At 54.8% G+C, this 19,358-nt stretch carries 13 protein-coding genes and 1 riboswitch; of the genes, 7 read left to right on the forward strand and 6 right to left on the reverse strand.

Annotated elements, in window-relative coordinates:
• Nucleotides 1–111 precede the first annotated feature (111 nt).
• Complete coding sequence (gene lysC / locus AC1MDE_RS25465; RefSeq protein ID WP_034827106.1) at nt 112–1,467, reverse strand: lysine-sensitive aspartokinase 3; 1,356 nt, start codon at nt 1,465–1,467, stop codon at nt 112–114.
• Nucleotides 1,468–1,576: 109 nt separating this feature from the next.
• Nucleotides 1,577–1,771, reverse strand: a riboswitch (Lysine riboswitch).
• Nucleotides 1,772–2,165: 394 nt separating this feature from the next.
• On the opposite strand from lysC, the gene pgi reads away from it, so the two are divergent.
• The 5 genes from pgi (at nt 2,166) to AC1MDE_RS25490 (ending at nt 8,133) form a co-directional block, all read left to right on the forward strand.
• The gene (pgi, locus tag AC1MDE_RS25470; RefSeq protein WP_160834053.1) at nt 2,166–3,812 is read left to right on the forward strand and encodes a glucose-6-phosphate isomerase; all 1,647 of its coding nucleotides are present in this window, start codon (nt 2,166–2,168) and stop codon (nt 3,810–3,812) included.
• Nucleotides 3,813–4,335: 523 nt separating this feature from the next.
• A complete protein-coding gene (gene yjbE / locus AC1MDE_RS25475) occupies nt 4,336–4,584 on the forward strand; it encodes an exopolysaccharide production protein YjbE (RefSeq protein WP_034827112.1) in 249 nt (82 codons plus the stop codon).
• 77 nt (nt 4,585–4,661) lie between these two features.
• Entirely contained in the window at nt 4,662–5,309 is a 648-nt protein-coding gene (locus AC1MDE_RS25480; protein ID WP_480345184.1) for a YjbF family lipoprotein, read from the forward strand.
• The gene (locus tag AC1MDE_RS25485; RefSeq protein WP_479402902.1) at nt 5,306–6,043 is read left to right on the forward strand and encodes a capsule biosynthesis GfcC family protein; all 738 of its coding nucleotides are present in this window, start codon (nt 5,306–5,308) and stop codon (nt 6,041–6,043) included. The genes AC1MDE_RS25480 and AC1MDE_RS25485 overlap by 4 nt, the downstream gene beginning before the upstream one ends.
• Nucleotides 6,043–8,133, forward strand: a complete 2,091-nt coding sequence (locus AC1MDE_RS25490) for a YjbH domain-containing protein (RefSeq protein WP_058960031.1) — start codon at nt 6,043–6,045, stop codon at nt 8,131–8,133. The genes AC1MDE_RS25485 and AC1MDE_RS25490 overlap by 1 nt, the downstream gene beginning before the upstream one ends.
• Before the next feature lie 119 nt (nt 8,134–8,252).
• Here the strand turns inward: AC1MDE_RS25490 and metH are convergent, their stop codons facing one another.
• Nucleotides 8,253–11,936 carry a methionine synthase gene (gene metH, locus AC1MDE_RS25495; RefSeq protein WP_058960099.1) on the reverse strand — a complete coding sequence of 1,228 codons (3,684 nt, stop codon included), beginning with the start codon at nt 11,934–11,936 and terminating at the stop codon, nt 8,253–8,255.
• A gap of 198 nt (nt 11,937–12,134) precedes the next feature.
• On the opposite strand from metH, the gene iclR reads away from it, so the two are divergent.
• Nucleotides 12,135–12,965: a glyoxylate bypass operon transcriptional repressor IclR gene (gene iclR / locus AC1MDE_RS25500; RefSeq protein ID WP_097118907.1), complete on the forward strand. Its 831-nt coding sequence runs from the start codon at nt 12,135–12,137 to the stop codon at nt 12,963–12,965.
• Here the strand turns inward: iclR and aceK are convergent.
• The 4 genes from aceK to metA form a co-directional block, all read right to left on the reverse strand.
• Entirely contained in the window at nt 12,962–14,695 is a 1,734-nt protein-coding gene (aceK, locus tag AC1MDE_RS25505) for a bifunctional isocitrate dehydrogenase kinase/phosphatase (RefSeq protein ID WP_479401270.1), read from the reverse strand. The two genes, iclR and aceK, sit on opposite strands and share 4 nt — an antisense overlap.
• A 133-nt stretch (nt 14,696–14,828) precedes the next feature.
• A complete protein-coding gene (aceA, locus tag AC1MDE_RS25510; RefSeq protein WP_058960030.1) occupies nt 14,829–16,130 on the reverse strand; it encodes an isocitrate lyase in 1,302 nt (433 codons plus the stop codon).
• Between the two features lie 16 nt (nt 16,131–16,146).
• Nucleotides 16,147–17,745 (reverse strand): malate synthase A, encoded by a 1,599-nt coding sequence (aceB, locus tag AC1MDE_RS25515; protein ID WP_058960029.1) that lies wholly within the window; start codon nt 17,743–17,745, stop codon nt 16,147–16,149.
• Nucleotides 17,746–18,016: 271 nt separating this feature from the next.
• A complete protein-coding gene (gene metA / locus AC1MDE_RS25520) occupies nt 18,017–18,946 on the reverse strand; it encodes a homoserine O-acetyltransferase MetA (RefSeq protein ID WP_034827128.1) in 930 nt (309 codons plus the stop codon).
• 213 nt (nt 18,947–19,159) lie between these two features.
• On the opposite strand from metA, the gene AC1MDE_RS25525 reads away from it, so the two are divergent.
• On the forward strand, nt 19,160–19,358 hold a 199-nt coding region (locus AC1MDE_RS25525), incomplete at its 3' end, for a hypothetical protein (protein WP_480345186.1).

Below are 19,358 nucleotides of genomic sequence, written 5' to 3' on the forward strand. Positions count from 1 at the left end.
GGTGGTGAAAGAGAGACCCTATAAATATCCGACAGCCAGAAGAAAAAATGCCAGTCAGGCTTAACTGACTGGCATTACGGACAATGTCCGGCTCGTTTTCAGCATTCTGGATTAACTGCCAAACAAGTTCTTATGCAGTGCGCGCACCACTTCTTCTGCGTCTGGCGTTGGTACCAGGAAGCACAGGTTATAGCTGCTGGCTCCGTAACAGATCATGCGCAGATTAAACGGCTCAAGGGCACCAAACACCTCTTTACCGACACCGCAGGCTTTCGACAGGTTGTTGCCGATAATCGCCACCAGCGCCAGGTTCTCTTCCACCTCCACGCGGCACAGTGAAGAGAGTTCGGTCAGCAGTGCTTGCGTCAACAGGCTCTCACCGGTGGTCGAAGAACCGGTGGTATCCAGCGTCAGCGCCACGCTCACTTCTGACGTGGTGACCAGATCGACGGAGATGTTATGGCGAGCCAGAATCGCGAACACTTCAGCCAGGAAGCCGTGCGCGTGCAGCATGTTCAGGCTGTGCAGCGTCATCAGGGTTTGCTTACGACGCAGTGCCAGCGCACGGAACAGCGGTGGATTCTGGGTTTCATTGCACACGCGCGTGCCACCGGCAGCCGGATCTTTGCTCGAACCCACGAACACCGGAATGTCACTGCGCACAGCTGGCAGCAAGGTCGCCGGATGCAGCACTTTCGCGCCGAAGATTGCCATTTCAGCCGCTTCTTCGAAGGTAATTTCTTCGATGCGTTTCGCGGTGGGCACCACACGCGGGTCGGTGGTGTAGATGCCGGCCACGTCGGTCCAGATATCCACACGCGACGCCTGCAGAGCTTCTCCCAACAGTGCTGCGGTATAGTCGCTGCCGCCACGTCCCAGCGTGGTGGTGCGCCCTTTGCCTTCGCTACCAATAAAGCCCTGAGTAACGACCAGTGCTTCTGCAACACGTGGAGCCAGTTGCGCGGTGGACAGCTCTTTCAGCGTGGCAACATCAGGCTCAGCACGACCAAAACGGTCGCTGGTGCGCATCACTTTACGCACATCAAACCATTCGGCATTGACCTGACGCTCACGCAGCACTTCCACGAACAGCAGGGTCGACATCAGCTCACCGTGGCTTACCAACTCATCGGTCAGCGCATGTGAGGTCGCCAGCGCAGTCGCTTCCGCCAGCATCAGGATGTTTTCCAGCATGCGATCAATCTCCTGGCGAATCACTTCAGGGGATTGCAGGCGATCAATGATGGCGTATTGAATGTTGCGAATTTCGTCCAGCAGGTGTGCGCGCTGCTCCAGTTCCCGGCCTTCAGCCAGAGAAACCAGCAGATTAGTCACGCCAGCAGACGCAGAGAGCACCACTAAACGGGTATTGGCATCGGAGAGCACAACATCCGCACTGCGGTTCATGGCATCAAAATCGGCAACGCTGGTGCCGCCAAATTTTGCCACGATCAGGTTTTGAGACATGTTACGAACCTCGTGTCAGATTAGCTTTCTCCCGTGGTTAAACGGAAGCGGTGATTTCAGCCTTGGCACAAGAGAAGAGCAGAATTGGACAGACAAGATCAGGAGATGAGTCACCAAAAGCACTTCACCTTGCGAAACGTCCGACTGCGGACGCTTCTGGTGACAACCCAGAGGATTCAGCCCCTGCAGCCGACAGGACAACACTCCGCGTGTTGTTCCATCTCGGCGTCGCACCCCATGATGTGTTGTCGTTGGATACGGATCCTCAAACACACTGCCTGGGCGACGCGCCTCTTCTGGCTTGCACCCAAAGGTGCAAGTCGCGGGCACAAAATACTGATTAATTCTTCCGCTGTCCAGCCTCGCAACACGTTGAAAATTCTTTTTTAGAATTACGCCAGCGCATCGCAGAACAAACGCTGGCGCTCGCACCCGCCTAAAGTAGTCAACGGCGCGCAAAAACGCGGCTTTTTGCTGATGCGGCACAGGGAATTTTTTTGCCAGAACATCGACAATCGCCGCCGGATTAACCTGAAACCTTGCGGCCACGGTCACAAATTTTTTCCCTTCGTTTGCAACTGTGGTCATACTGAAACCCGTTCGCGGTAGCGTATCAGCCACAAGAAATGCTTAGCACGCTGGGCCAGCAGGACGCGCCCGGCTGGAATGACGGTTCTTATTTCAACAAGAGTGTTGCCATGAAAAATATCAATCCGAAACAAACCGCAGCCTGGAAAGCGCTGCAGCAGCATTTTGACCAGATGAAATCGGTGCAGATCGCCGACCTGTTTAAAGATGATGCCGACCGTTTTGCGAAATTCTCTGCCACTTTCGACGATCAGATGCTGGTGGATTTCTCAAAAAACCGCATCACCCAGGAAACCCTTGATAAGTTACAGGCGCTGGCGAAAGAGACCGATCTGGCGGGCGCCATCAAATCCATGTTCTCTGGTGAGAAGATCAACCGCACCGAAGAGCGTGCCGTGCTGCACGTTGCTTTGCGTAATCGCAGCAACACGCCAATCATCGTGGATGGCAAAGATGTGATGCCAGAAGTGAATGCGGTGCTGGCGAAGATGAAAGGCTTCTCTGAGCGCATCATCAGCGGTGAGTGGAAAGGTTATACCGGCAAAGCGATCACCGACGTGGTGAACATCGGTATCGGCGGTTCGGATCTCGGTCCATTCATGGTGACTGAGGCGCTGCGCCCGTATAAAAATCACCTGAACATGCACTTTGTTTCTAACGTTGATGGCACACACATTGCCGAAACGCTGAAAGATCTCAGCCCGGAAACCACCCTGTTCCTCGTGGCGTCTAAAACCTTCACCACCCAGGAAACCATGACCAACGCCCACAGCGCGCGCGACTGGTTCCTGAAAACCGCGGGCGACCAGCAGCATGTCGCCAAACACTTTGCTGCGCTGTCGACCAACGGTAAAGCGGTGGGCGAGTTCGGTATCGATACCGACAATATGTTTGAGTTCTGGGACTGGGTCGGCGGTCGCTATTCACTGTGGTCAGCGATTGGCTTGTCGATCATCCTGTCAGTGGGCTTCGAGAACTTCGAACAGCTGCTGAGCGGCGCACATGCGATGGACAACCACTTCGCCAACACGCCAGCCGAGCAAAACCTGCCGGTGCTGCTGGCACTGATCGGTATCTGGTACAACAACTTCTTTGGTGCCGAAACCGAAGCCATCCTGCCTTACGACCAGTACATGCACCGTTTTGCGGCGTACTTCCAGCAGGGCAACATGGAGTCCAACGGTAAATACGTGGATCGCGAAGGTAACCCGGTGGATTACCAGACCGGCCCAATTATTTGGGGCGAGCCAGGCACCAACGGCCAGCATGCGTTTTATCAGCTGATTCATCAGGGCACTAAACTGATCCCTTGCGACTTTATCGCGCCGGCGCAGACCCACAACGCACTGACCGATCACCATCCTAAACTGCTGTCGAACTTCTTCGCGCAGACCGAAGCGCTGGCGTTTGGTAAATCACGTGAGGTGGTCGAGAAAGAGTTTACCGATGCCGGTAAATCCGTTGAGTCTGTTGCCCACATCGTGCCGTTCAAGGTGTTCGAGGGTAACCGCCCAACCAACTCCATCCTGCTACGTGAAATCACCCCGTTCAGCCTGGGTGCACTGATTGCGCTGTACGAACACAAGATCTTCACTCAGGGCGCGATTCTCAACATCTTCACCTTTGACCAATGGGGTGTTGAATTGGGTAAACAGCTGGCAAACCGTATTCTGCCAGAGCTGGAAAATGAATCGCAGATCAGCAGTCACGACAGTTCCACTAATGGCTTAATTAACCGCTATAAATCCTGGCGTTAATTTTCCTGCCGATACGAATAAGGCGGCTTAATTGCCGCCTTATTTTTGTCAAACATGCAATAAACCTCGCAATTTTGTTATTTAGCGATCCCGTTACGGTTAGATAATTCTTAAAATGCGCTAAGGAAAATCGGAGTTTGTTTAAAATGAATAGCATGGCACTCATCAAAAAATGGATCTAATTCGCCCACCCAAAATAAGCATCTATTTGATTAATCTATCATTAAAATTAAAGCACACTCAGGAAAATCCGATTAATCCTATTCCGTACCATTTTTTAATGCAAAAGTGAAAAATGCTGCTGTGTCAGCCACAACCACTCAAATATCCCGCCACCTGAAAAATCTTCATTTAAAAAAAGCAGCTATCGCCAATTCGCCGTATTTATCACCAGAATAACCCCTGTTTTTCACCCTCTTTTACTGGCGATGAACTCTGGTAATTTGTTGCCCTATACTGAACGCGCCCGAAATTAGGGTACATCCTTCATTCATTTGTTTCTAAAAATGCAGGAAACGTTGTTATGAAAAAACTGATGGTTGCCGGTGCAGCCTTACTTTACGTTGCCGTTTCTTCCGCTGCGATTGCCGCACCGGAAGAAGCTGGTGCAGCAGCAGGTGCGCAGGCGGGAGCAATCTCGACCGGTGCCACTACCGCTGTGGGTATCGGCGCACTGGGCGCGTTAGTCGGTCTCGGCATCGCTGCTGCTGGCGGTGGTGACGGCGCAAATACCGGCACAACAACGACCACCACAACGAGCACCACGCGTTGATGTAGCACCTTTAAACATAACCACACAGCCGTGTGGTTATTTTTTGCCTGGTTTTATTTTTGACAGGGATATACACAGTGCACCGACTCTCCTTGCTACTTTTCTGCCTGCTGCTGCAGGCCTGCACACAAACACAAAAAGGCCTGGAACAAACCGTGATGCTGGCCGTGAAAGGTCCGGATGATGTCACCGTCACCGATGAGCAGGTTGCCAGTCTCCCTTACGCCAGCCTGTATGCGCGCATCAATGAAGGACCGCGTATCTTTGTGGTGCTTGGGTATGACGAAAACGGCCAACAAAAATGGATCACTCAGGATAAGGCGATGCTGGTGATGCAGCATGGCAGGCTCGTCAAAACACTGGGGCTGGCCAGCAACCTCGATGACGTGAGTAATCTGGCGCAAGACCCGCTCGCCGATGCGCTGCATCTGCAAAACAACGCCAGCTGGACCCGCGTGGTGCAGTGGCGCGAGAAAGAGAAAGTACGCGCTGCCACCGCCACTTCCACCTTTCAGCGCGGCGATGACACCGTGCTGAACATCGCCGGTGAGCGCGTGCCTTGCCGTATCTGGACCGAGACCGTGCGAATGGATGATGTCGGCGCAGAATGGCAAAACACCTTCTGGATCGATAACCGTGATGGCAGCGTTTTGCAGGCAAATCAAATGCTCGCCGCAGATGCCTTCCCAGTTGAAACCACTATTCTGAAGCCGGCGAAATCATGAAAATAATCTCCCCTCTGTTAACGGCCATCGCGCTGCTGACGGCCGGTTATGCGCTGGCTGATAGTCAGGTAACGGTGCATAACCTGCACAACCAAAACAGCCTGCAGATCGATCATGCGCAGAATCTGGCGCAGCTGGTCACCAACCCGGCACTGCACACCTGGTGGCCCGGTACGGTGATCGCTGAACGTGGTGCAACGGCGGTGGCACAGCAACAACAGCAACAGTTGCTGGCTGATTTACGCACCTGGCAGGCCGAAAGCGGCGATGCGCTGGCAGCGACCATTGGCGCAGTGATCCACCAGCTCAGCACGATACAGGTCACCGGACGCCAGTTCACTGAACTCGATCCTGATTGGGTGCGCCTGCGTCCAGAAGCCAATCGCACGCTACAGGGCAGCTACGACCTCTACACGCTGCCTCAGCCTGATCAGGTGCTGATTCTCGGCGCGCTGGAACATCCCGGCAAAGCAAGCTGGCAACCCGGTCGCACCGTGCGTGATTACCTTGATACCCACGATCGCCTGTCAGGAGCCGAGCGCAGTTTCGCCACGGTGATCTCGCCTTCGGGCCAGATGCAGCAGGTGCCAGTCGCCTACTGGAATCAACGTCACGTGGAAGTGGCACCCGGCAGCATCATCTGGCTGGGCTTTACCTCGTGGAGCCTGCCGTGGGGAAAAGCTGATTTAAATGCGCGCATGCTTTCTGTTCTGACACACCGGATTCCAGACTGATGAAAAAACAATTACTTCTCAGCCTGTTGGCTGCTTCTGTCTCTGCGGCATGCCAGGTGCACGCGGAAACCTGGCCGGAACCCATCGGGCCATCACAATCGGATTTCGGCGGCGTGGGTTTGATGCAGACCCCCACGGCACGCATGGCGAAAGAGGGCGAATTCAGCCTGAACTTCCGCGATAACGATCAATATCGCTACTACTCTGCTTCGCTGCAGCTGTTCCCATGGCTGGAAACCACCGTGCGTTACACTGACGTGCGTACGCGCCGCTATAGCGCAGTTGAAGGCTTCAGTGGCGACCAAAGTTATAAAGACAAAGCCTTCGATGTGAAGCTGCGTCTGTGGCAGGAGAGCTACTGGCTGCCTGAAGTGGCAGTCGGATCGCGTGATTTGGGCGGTACCGGCCTGTTTGACAGTGAATATCTGGTGGCAACCAAAGCCTGGGGACCGTTTGATTTCACCATGGGCATCGGCTGGGGCTACCTCGGTAACAGCGGCAGTATCAAAAACCCGTTCTGCTCCTACAGCGATAGCTTCTGTAGCCGTACCGGCGGTGGCTCGGCGGGTTCTATCAATGGTTCCCAGATGTTCCACGGCCCGGCAGCACTGTTTGGCGGCGTGGAGTATCAAACCCCCTGGCAGCCGCTACGTCTGAAGCTGGAATATGAAGGCAATGACTATCAGGATGACTTTGCCGGACGTCTGGAACAGCGCAGCAAGGTCAACGTGGGAGCGATTTATCGCCTGACCGATTGGGCCGATATTAACGCCAGCTATGAGCGTGGCAACACCTTTATGTTTGGCGTGACCGTGCGCACTAACTTCAACGATTTGCGCCAGTCGCACATTGATAGTGCCAAACCGGCTTATAACCCGCAGCCGCAGGGCGATCTGTTGCAACCGACGGTGGTAGCCAACCAGCTGACCGATCTGAAGTACAACGCCGGATTAAGCGGTCCGCGCATCCAGACCAAAGGCAGTACGCTGTATGTCTCTGGCGAACAGACGAAATACCGCGATACGCGCGAAGGCGTCGATCGTGCCAATCGCATCATCATGAACAACCTGCCGGCCGGCATTGATACCATAGATGTCACCGAGTCGCGTCTCAATATGCCGCAGGTGACCACCCGCACTGATGTCGCCAGTCTGCACAATGCGCTGAGCGGTTACCCGCTGGGTCATGAGCAGCCGCTGCAGCAGACGCGTGAGAATCCGGTCGATCCTGGCGAGACTGAACAAGGCTTCTTTATCCGCAAAGATCGCCTTCACTACAATCTGGCACCGGTGCTCAATCAGTCGGTTGGTGGGCCTGAGAGCTTCTACATGTACCAACTGGGCGTGATGGGCAGCGTTGATTACGCACTGACCGATCACCTGCTGGTTAGCGGCAGCCTGTTTGGTAACCTCGCCAATAACTACGACAAATTTAACTACAACGGCGCACCGGCTGACTCCACCCTGCCGCGCGTGCGTACCCATATTCGCGACTACGTCGAGAACAATGTCTACGTTAATGACCTGCAAGCCAACTACATGGGGTATCTCGGCAATGGCTTCTATGGCCAGGTGTACGGCGGTTATCTCGAAACCATGTACGGCGGCGTGGGTGGTGAAGTGTTGTATCGTCCGATAGACAGCAACTGGGCTTTTGGTGTTGATGCCAACTACGTGAAACAACGTGACTGGGACAACATGATGCAGTTCACCGACTACAAAGCGCCAACCGGACACTTCACCGCGTACTGGCGCCCATGGTTCATGCAGGACGTGCTGGTGAAAGCCAGCGTCGGTGAATATCTGGCGAAAGATAAAGGTGTGACAGTCGATGTGTCGAAGCGCTTCGACAGCGGTGTGATGGTCGGCTTCTACGCCACCAAAACCAACGTGTCCGCCGAAGCCTATGGCGAAGGCGACTTCACCAAAGGCTTCTATATCTCGATTCCAATGGATCTGTTTACCGTGACGCCAACCCGTGGCCGTGCGCAGGTGAATTGGGTGCCGCTAACGCGTGATGGCGGACAGATGCTGGGGCGTAAATATCAGCTGTATGACATGACCTCAGATCGTGATGCGCGGTTTAATTAACGACAAGTGTGGAAGGTTGAAACGGCGTTGACCTCCAGGCGCATACCTGGAGGTTTCGGGGCCTTGCCTGGTTGGGCCCCGACTGAATGCTCTGCGTATCCCTTTACGCCATCAGCCCATCAATCCGCGTCATAACCCAGATTCGGTGCCAGCCAGCGCTCAACCTCGCTGACACTCATTCCTTTACGCGCCGCGTAATCTTCCACCTGATCGCGCTGAATCTGCGCCACAGCGAAGTATTTGCTGTCCGGATGGCTGAAATACCAGCCGGATACTGCCGCACCCGGCCACATAGCAAAGGACTCCGTGAGCTTCATGCCAGTGTGCGTCTCCACATCCAGCAACTGCCAGATTTGCGCTTTCTCCGTGTGTTCCGGACAGGCCGGATAGCCCGGAGCAGGACGAATGCCCTGATAATTTTCGCGAATCAACTCTTCGTTACTCAGGTTCTCATGAGCGGCAAAGCCCCAAATCACCTTACGTACCCGCTCATGCAGATATTCGGCAAAAGCTTCTGCCAGACGATCTGCCAGCGCCTTGACCATGATCTTGTTGTAATCATCATGCTGCTGCTCATACGCTTCGGCCAGCGCATCCTCTTCCAGTCCACCGGTGACAGCAAACGCGCCGAGATAATCGGCTTTACCGCTGGATTTCGGTGCGACAAAGTCAGCTAAGCAGTAGTTGGCGAAGTCGGTTTTCTCGGTCTGCTGACGTAAGTGATGGCTCACACCTATCACCTGATCGCGGTTTTCATCACGGTAGACTTCAATATCGTCTCCGACGCGGTTTGCCGGGAAAATCCCAACTACGCCACGCGGATTGAGGGTGCCGGTTTCACTGAGCCTGTCCAACATGGCGTTGGCATCGGCAAACAGGCGTTTAGCCTCTTCACCCACCACTTCATCTTCGAGAATGCGCGGGTATTTCCCCGCCAGCGACCAGGTCATAAAGAACGGCGTCCAGTCGATGTAATTACGGAGGGTGTCGATACTGGCTTCAACCGCGCTGACCCCAAGGCGATGCGCGACCGGCGGCGTATAGCTTTCCCAGTCGATGGCGTAATCGTTGTCGCGTGCGGTTTGCAGGCTGACCGGCGGCGTGCGTGGCTTCTTACGTGCGTGCTGAATGCGCACCGTGTCGTACTCTTTGCGCGTGCGGGCCACAAACTCCTCTTTGAGGCTTTCTGAGAGCAGTGAAGAGACAACACCCACGGTGCGTGAGGCGTTTTGCACATACACCGTTGGACCACTGTAGTTCTGCTCGATCTTCACTGCCGTATGCGCTTTCGACGTGGTCGCACCGCCAATCAGTAACGGGATGGTGAAGCCCTGGCGCTCCATCTCTTTCGCCACGTTGACCATCTCATCCAGCGAAGGCGTAATCAGCCCGGAAAGCCCAATGATATCGGCATTTTCAGCAATGGCGGTTTTCAGGATTTTGTCACTTGGCACCATCACGCCAAGATCGATAATTTCGTAGTTATTACACTGCAGCACCACGCCGACAATGTTTTTACCGATGTCATGCACATCGCCCTTCACCGTCGCCAGCACGATTTTACCGTTACTGCGCCCGGCTTCTTTGCTGGCTTCAATATAAGGTTCGAGATAGGCCACCGCTTGCTTCATCACGCGCGCCGATTTCACTACCTGCGGCAGGAACATTTTACCCTCGCCGAACAAATCGCCGACCACGTTCATGCCGGACATCAGCGGCCCTTCAATCACTTCAATGGGCCGTACGGCAGCCTGACGCGCCTCCTCGGTGTCCAGCTCAATAAATTCAGTGATGCCTTTTACCAGCGAGTATTCCAGACGTTTAACCACATCCCAGCTACGCCATTCGGCCTGCTGCTTCTCCTGCTCACCGTCGCTCTTGCTACCGCGATATTTCTCCGCCAGCTCCAGTAACCGCTCGGTGCCATCGTCACGACGGTTCAGCACCACATCTTCCACCGCATCGCGCAGTTCTGCGGGCAAGTCGTCATAGATCGCCAGCTGACCGGCGTTGACGATGCCCATATCCATCCCATTGCGAATCGCGTAATAGAGGAACACCGCGTGAATCGCCTCGCGCACTGGATCGTTACCACGGAACGAGAACGACACGTTAGACACGCCGCCGGAGATCATCGCATGCGGCAGCTCGCGCTTGATGTCTTCACAGGCGCCGATAAAGTCCATCGCATAGTTGTTATGCTCTTCAATACCGGTGGCGACTGCGAAGATATTTGGGTCGAAAATGATGTCTTCTGGCGGGAAACCGACCTCTTCCGTCAGGATCTTGTAGGCGCGACGACAGATTTCGATTTTACGTGCGCGGGTATCCGCCTGGCCGACTTCATCAAACGCCATCACCACCATGGCGGCACCGTAGCGTCGCACTTTACGCGCGTGTTCGATAAACGGCTCAACGCCCTCTTTCATCGAAATTGAGTTAACGATGCCTTTGCCCTGAATGCACTGCAACCCTTTCTCGATCACCTCCCACTTCGAGGAGTCGATCATAATCGGAACGCGCGCGATATCGGGTTCACCAGCAATCAGGTTGAGGAAGCGCACCATCGCAGCTTCCGCATCCAGCATGCCTTCGTCCATGTTGATATCGATGATTTGCGCGCCGCTTTCCACCTGCTGACGGGCCACATCCAACGCTTCGTTGTACTTCTCTTCTTTAATCAGACGCTTAAATTTGGCCGAACCCGTGACGTTGGTGCGTTCACCGACGTTCACAAACAGCGAATCAGCGTGAATATTCAGGGGTTCCAGACCGGACAGACGGCAGGCAACAGGGATTTCAGGCAGCTGGCGGGGGGCAACGCCCTCAACCGCCGCCGCCATCGCCGCGATATGTTCCGGCGTGGTACCGCAGCAGCCGCCGATGATATTCAGGAAACCGGCTCGCGCCCATTCGCCGATCTGTTCAGCCATGGTTGCCGCATCTAAATCGTATTCACCAAACGCATTCGGCAAACCGGCGTTAGGGTGAGCAGTGACATAGCCATCCGCAATGCGGGATAGCTCCTGCACGTACTGGCGTAGCTCGTCTGGACCGAGCGCACAGTTCAGGCCAAACGACAGCGGCTCGGCGTGGCGCAGTGAGTTGTAGAAACCTTCTGTGGTCTGGCCGGAGAGTGTGCGACCCGAGGCATCGGTAATGGTACCGGAGATCATCACCGGCAGCTTCACGCCCATCGCTTCCATCTCGACCTGCACGGCGTAAATCGCCGCCTTGGCATTCAGGGTATCGAACACCGTCTCAATCATGATCAGGTCTGAACCACCCTCAATCAGCGCATGCGTTGATTCGCGGTAGGCTTCCACCAGCTGATTGAAGGTGACGTTTCGGAAGGCAGGATCATTCACATCCGGCGAGATGGAGCAGGTGCGGTTGGTGGGGCCGAGCACGCCCGCAACATAGCGCGGTCGGTCAGGTGTTTTTACCGTCCATGCATCCGCACTGGCGCGCGCCAGTTTTGCCGCTTCAAAGTTAATCTCCGCTGACAGATCTTCCATCGCGTAATCTGCCATCGCAATGGTGGTGGAGTTGAAGGTGTTGGTTTCCAGAATATCTGCGCCAGCGGCAAGATAAGCATCATGAATTTCGCGAATAACGTCCGGTTTGGTGAGCACTAACAGGTCGTTATTGCCTTTCAAATCGGAGGGCCAGTCGGCAAAACGGCTGCCACGAAAATCGGCTTCGCTGAGTTTATAACTCTGAATCATGGTGCCCATGCCACCGTCCAAAATCATAATCCGCTGTGCCAGTTGCTGATGCAGCATTTCTGTTTTATTGCTCACTCTCGCCCCGTCCACGTCATTGCGTTGGCTAATATGCCAGCCAAACATACTGGCATAACTTTCCGGTGAGCAAAAGTCACGACAGATGAGACATTTTCAGCCTGAAAGCATTACAGATCCGACCAGTAAAGCAGCGTTTGCATTCATACGCCCAAAAACGAAAATGGTTTCCAGCATTGATGCGATTGTGGAGACGTTATGGCAACCCCAGTACCGGCGAAACGTGGAAAAAAACCGCGTGCCGCAACAGCCACCAGCGCCCCGGCAGGTGGGCAAGTTCAATCTCTGACGCGCGGTTTGCGTTTACTCGAACTGATCGCCGAATCTCACGGCAGCGTCGCGCTGACCGAGCTGGCTCAACAGGCCGGTTTACCGAATTCCACCACGCATCGCTTGCTGACCACCATGCAGCAGCAGGGATTTGTGCATCAGGTTGGTGATCTGGGCTTCTGGACCATCGGCTCACATGCCTTTGTGGTCGGCAGCAGTTTTCTTCAGAGCCGCAATCTGCTGGCGATTGTGCATCCCATCCTGCGTAAACTGATGGAAGATGCCGGAGAGACAGTGAATCTGGCGGTGCTGGATCTCAGCGACTATCAGGCAGTGATTATCGACCAGGTGCAGTGTACGCAGCTGATGCGTATGTCGGCACCGATTGGCGGTAAGCTACCGATGCACGCGTCTGGCGCAGGCAAAGCATTTCTCGCCCATCTCAGCGATGAGCAGGTGACCGCGCTGTTGCATCAGAAAGGATTGCACCACTACACGCCGAAAACTTTGATGTCTCCGCACAGCCTGAAAGAGAATCTGGCGCTGATCCGTAAGATGGGCTTTTCGCACGATGATGAAGAGCACGCGCTGGGCCTGCGCTGCGTGGCGGCACCCATCTATGATGAGCACGGCGAGCCTTTTGCCGCCATCTCGATTTCCGGCCCGATAGCACGCATGACCGACGACCGCGTCACCGAACTGGGCGCGCTGGTGATCCGTGCCGCCAGGCTGGTCACGCAGACCTATTCTGGCCGCTAAGCGGCCACTGATGCATAGCGCGCGCTGAAACGCTGTCCGGCGCGCCAGGCGATCACTTCTTCGATATGCCCTTCCCGGATGCGCGTTTGCAGCGCGCGCCACCAGCCCGGATCAAACAGCTGCGGGTGCAGCGCGAGCAATAACTTACCGGTGCCCGGCTCGCTGCACAGCGCATAGCGGAAGGTTTCGGGGAACACATCATCCGGCCCCACGCTGTACCACGGCTCGGCTTGCAGCTCATCCTCTTCGTAACGTGCTGGCGGCACATCGCGGAACTTCAGTTCGGTCATAGGCCGAATTTCATCGTAGTCGTAAAACACCACGCGACCGTGACGCGTCATGCCGAAGTTTTTGAATAGCATGTCGCCGGGGAAAATGTTCGCTGCCGCCAACTGGCGAATCGCATCGCCATATTCGCCAATCGCGTGCTGACGCTGTTCTGGTGTGGCCTGCGCCAGCCACAAATTGAGTGGCTCCATACGGCGCTCCAGCCACAGATGTCGAATGATCAGCACGTCGTCACGCAGTTCCATTTTCTCCGGAATGTCGCGTTGAAATTCCTCCATCAGCGCTGCCGGAATACGTGCGCGCGGTATCGCGAAGTACTCAAACTCTTGTGTATCGGCCATGCGTCCTACGCGGTCGTGCTCTTTGACCATGCGATAGCAATCCCGCACCTGCGCATCGGTGACCTCTTTCTGCGGCGCGAAGCGATCTTTAATCACCTTAAATACGCGATCAAATCCAGGCAGTGTAAACACCAGCATCACCATGCCGCGGATGCCGGGCGCGATAGTGAACTCTTCATCACTGTGTGCCAGATAATGCAGGTATTCGCGGTAGCATTCGGTTTTGCCGTGTTTCTGGCAGCCGATGGCCATGTAGCGTTCGGCAAGGGTTTTTCCCGGCAGAATCGGTTGCAGCCAGGCAACCAACGCCGCAGGCACGGGTGCATATACCATAAAGTAGGCACGGGCGAAGCCAAACACGATGCTGGCGTCGTCGCTGTCGGTTAAGCAGGTGTCGATCCACAAGCGTCCCGCCTCATCACGCTGGATGGGCAGCAAGCAAGGCACCATGCCATCACTCAACTGCAATCGCGCCACGATCCATGCGGTTTTATTGCGGTAGAACAGTTCACCGGCGACATCCAGCGTGGCGGTGGCCAGTTGAGCGGGGCTGAACTGTTCATGCAAGTGGCGGACGATCCAGCCGATATCGCGGGTGATATCCTGCCAGGGCAAGCGCAAAGGAATATCGTTCAGAACCTGCCTTAATACTTCATGCCAGCTGCTTTGTAGACGGTACAGCCGCGACAATGGACGTTGTGCCATCGGCGCGGCGACATAGGGCTGCGACGGGAAGATAAACAGCCGATTGGGATCGAGATGGCTGTGCCCCTGCAAGCGACAATAGACGGAATTAAAGAAGCTTTCGGCAATTTCATGGCGCGGATAACCGGGTAGCAGCGTCTCATAGTGGCTTTTCACCCGCAGCCAGAACGCTTCATCCCAGTTTGACACATCATTCAGGATGCGCAGTTGGTTGGCCACCAATCCAACATGGTGATCGTAAAGATGGATACGCGCTTTCATTGCCTGCTGCACGGCATGCCAGTCGGCCTGCTCGAAGCGCTGCTGGGCGCCTGCGGTGATATCCAGAAAGCGGCCATACTGCGCGTCGAAACCTTGCAGAATGGTGTGGGCGATCAGAGATTCTCTCGGTGTCATCGGCAACGCTCCGGCAAAGGGAGCCCATCCATGGGCCAGGCGTGATGAAAGTCCGCGATGCGGTTTTAGTCGGCATCAATGGCGACCCTACGAATGGGTCGTGCAATTTTCGTAGGGTACGCATGCAGACTGATCAGAACTGCGCGGCTTCTGTCGAACCGGTCAGTGCGGTCACGGAAGATTGGCCGCCCTGAATCACGTTGGTGATGCGGTCAAAATAGCCGGTGCCCACTTCCTGCTGATGGGAGGAGAAGGTATAGCCTTTTTCGCGCGCGGCAAATTCCGGCTGCTGCACTTTCTCAACGTAATGACGCATCCCTTCACCCTGTGCGTAAGCGTGTGCCAGATCGAACATGTTGAACCACATGCTGTGAATGCCGGCCAGCGTAATGAACTGGAAGCGATAGCCCATGTCGCTTAACGCCTGCTGGAAACGGGCGATGGTGCGATCGTCGAGATTCTTCTTCCAGTTGAATGACGGCGAGCAGTTGTAGGCCAGCAACTTGCCCGGATACTGCGCGTGAATCGCGTCGGCAAAACGTTGCGCCAGTTCGAGATCCGGCGTCGAGGTTTCGCACCACAATACATCTGCGTACGGCGCATACGACAAGCCACGGCTGATCGCCTGCTCAATACCGGCGCGAGTACGGAAGAACCCTTCCGCGGTACGTTGCCCGGTGATAAACGGCGCATCGCGCTCGTCACAGTCGGAGGTAATCAAATCAGCGGCATCCGCATCGGTGCGTGCCAGCAATATCGTCGGCACGCCCATGACATCGGCTGCCAGCCGCGCAGCCACCAATTTCTGAATCGCTTCCTGAGTGGGCACTAACACTTTGCCACCCATATGGCCACACTTCTTCACCGAGGCCAGCTGATCTTCAAAGTGCACCGCACCGGCACCTGCCTGAATCATCGATTTCATCAGCTCGAAGGCATTGAGCACGCCACCAAACCCCGCTTCTGCATCCGCCACAATCGGCAGGAAGTAGTCAATAAAGCCTTCATCTTCTGGCGACAGACCATTCGCCCACTGAATCTGGTCGGCGCGCTGGAAGCTCTGATTGATACGCTCGACCACATTCGGCACCGAGTTCGCCGGATAGAGCGACTGATCGGGATACATCTGCCCGGCCATATTCGCATCCGCAGCAACCTGCCAGCCGGAGAGATAGATCGCCTCTATTCCGGCTTTGGCTTGCTGTATTGCCTGCCCGCCGGTTAAGGCGCCGAGGCTGTTGATATACCCTTTGGTGGACTCACCGTTGAGCAGCGACCACAGTTTATTCGCCCCGCGCTCTGCCAGCGTGCAGGCCGGATTCACTGAGCCACGCAGGTTGATAACATCTTCCGCGCTGTAGGGGCGGGTAATGCCCTGCCAGCGCGCGTCGTTCCAGCTCGATTCCAGTTGTTTGATCTGTTGGTGACGATTCATAGCGTTATCTCCAGGTTCATGGCAGCAGGCGGTAGCCCGGCAGAGTAAGGAAAGAAACCAGTTCGTTATCCGTGGTGATTTGCGCCATCAGCGCGGCGGCATCGGCAAAGCGTCCGTTACGGAAGCGCTCCTCGCCCAGCGTTTGTTGCAGGGCCAGCATCTCTTCATCGAGTAGCCGCTCAAACAGTTCGGCGGTCACCAGTTGGCCATCGCTGAGGATCTGCTTGTGATGAATCCACTGCCAGATGGAGGTGCGGGCAATTTCTGCCGTGGCGGCATCCTCCATCAACCCATCAATCGGCACGCAGCCGTTACCCCCAATCCACGCCTCAAGGTACTGCAACGCCACGCGAATGTTGGCGCGCATACCCGCTTCAGTGCGCAGACCCCGACATGGCCGCAGCAGACGTTCGGCGGTGATGGGTGCATCCTGATCGCGGCTGACCTGCAGCTGATTAGGCTGATTGCCGAGCTGACGGTCGAATTCAGCCATGGCGATATCGGCCAGCCCCGGATGCGCGACCCAGGTGCCGTCATGGCCGTTACCGGCTTCACGCGCTTTGTCTTCTTGTACTTTCTGCATCACCCACGCATTACGCTCGGCATCTTTGCTCGGAATCAGCGCGGACATGCCGCCCATCGCCAGTGCGCCGCGGCGGTGGCATGTTTTGATCAGCAACCGTGAATAGGCATCGAGGAAGGGCTGATCCATACTGATTTGCTGGCGGTCCGGCAGAATGCGATCGCCGTGCTGTGCCAGGGTTTTGATGTAGCTGAAGATGTAATCCCAGCGACCACAGTTCAGGCCCACCACATGATCGCGCAGCTCCCATAAGATCTCGTCCATCTGGAATACTGCCGGCAGCGTTTCGATCAATACCGTGGCTTTGATGGTGCCGCGAGGCAGATCAAAGCGATCCTCGCTAAAGCGGAAGATCTCACGCCACCACGCCACTTCAGATGCATGCTCGGTTTTTGGCAGATAAAACCAGGGACCATGACCCTTCTCAAGCAGCGCATCAACGTTGTGGAACAGGTAAAGCGCAAAATCAAACAGCCCGCCGGGAATGGCCCGATCGCGCCACTCAACGTGTTTTTCATTCAGATGCAGCCCACGTACACGACACATCAGCAGAGCAGGATCGGATTTCAGCTGGTAGATCTTGCCCGCTTCACTGGTGAAGTTCAGCGTGCCGTTGACCGCATCCCGCAGTGTCAGCTGGCCATCCATCAATTTCTGCCAGGTGGGTGCCAGCGAATCCTCGAAATCGGCCATGAAGACGTTGACGTTCGCATTCAGCGCGTTGATCACCATTTTGCGATCCGGCGGGCCGGTGATCTCGACGCGACGATCGCGCAGCAATTGGGGAATCGGGCGAACCTGCCAGTCACGTTCGCGAATGGAAGTGGTTTCCGAATCAAAGTCAGGTAAGGCACCCTGATCGTAACGCTGCTGGCGCTGTTGACGTGCTTTTAACAGGCGCTCACGTTCCGGTGCAAAACGCGCGACCAGTGTGTGCAGGAAGTCGATGGCTTGCGGGGTGAGCAGCTGCTTTTCCGCGTAGGTAAAGGGCTGAGTGAAGGTCAGCGTATTGTGGATAACCGAATCTGTCATGCGGGCTGCTCCTGTTATGATCCGTCCCCACTTACGGGGATCCGGGTGTAGGGTGATTTTTAACCGGCAAGATCAGAGCATAATGATTTTTATCTTGTTTTCAAAAACTATTTCCATTTTTACTTTTAAATTAACTTATTGTACTGATAAATATGTAATTTAAACTCTCAAATTAAAGGCAATGGATTCCACAAATTTGCGCAAGGCAAAAAAAATGCCGCGACAGCACGAGGCTGTCACGGCGCATTTAACGAGAAAAGCGAGCTTTGCTTTAGTCGAGTGTGGGGTTCATATGACGCAGATCGAACGGTGTAATCTGGTAAACGTAATAGTTTAGCCAGTTTGAGAACAACAGATTACCGTGGCTGCGCCAGGTAGCACGCGGTGGCAGTTCAGGATTGTCTTGTGGGAAGTAGTTAAATGGTACTTCCGGATGCAGCCCGGCATCATAATCACGATGGTATTCACCGGATAACGTCAGCGCATCGTATTCAGGATGGCCAGTTACAAACGCCAGGCGCTTGTCTTTGCTCGCCATCAGGTAAGCCCCGGTGGCGTCAGATTCGGCAAACAACTCGAGATCGGTATAGTCGCGAATTAACTGGCTCGGGAAATCAGCATAACGCGAATGCGGCGCGAGGAAATTGTCGTCAAATCCACGGGTTAACAAAGCATGCGGATGCAGGATTTGATGTTCATACACGCCTGAAAGTTTGTTCTGACGCGTTTGCTTTGGAATGCCGTACAGAATGTTCAGCGCGGCTTGTACCGCCCAACAGACAAACAGCGTGGATGTGACGTGTTCTTTCGCCCAGTGCAGCACACGCTGAATCTGCGGCCAGTATGCCACGTCATTGAAATCCACCAATCCCAGCGGGGCACCCGTAACGATCAGACCATCGAAATTATCGTGCTCAATATCTTCGAAGTTGCAGTAGAAGTTATTGAGATGCTCGCTCGGCGTATTGCGTGACTCACGGCTGTCGATGCGCAGTAGCTGTATGTCGATCTGCAGTGGTGAGTTGGAGAGTAAGCGTAAGAACTGATTTTCCGTTTCGATCTTTTTTGGCATCAGGTTGAGGATCAGTACTTTTAGCGGGCGAATCTCCTGAACACTGGCGCGCGATGAGGCCATGACAAACACGTTCTCATTACGCAAAAAATTCACTGCCGGTAATTCGTCGGGGATTCTGATTGGCATAGCTAACTGACCTCTTACTGATAACCGTATAAACGTTTAGACATCCAGATGCCCGAGATTAGCCTGACATCCGCTGAATGTCGAGTCTTCATGCGGATTATGAAAATGTTTCAGTTTAAAGCGGGATTTGGAGGTCTGATCCGCCTATTTATGCTACATCTTTCCGCGACCAACGCGGTGTTCTATGCGTTTTTTGCATATAGATGAGGTGTAATGACAGTGTTTGAGAGGAAAAATGGGGGATTTAACGGAGCACTTCAATCTTTTTTCGCAGCGCATTTAGCGGTATTTTGGCGATCTTCGTGGCTGTTAGTATTGATTTCGCCGATCTGCGCACGTAAAAAAACCCTGAACTTTCGTTCAGGGTTTCTTCACTTATTTAATGCCTGGCAGTTCCCTACTCTCGCATGGG

Source organism: Pantoea folii, from assembly GCF_056678875.1.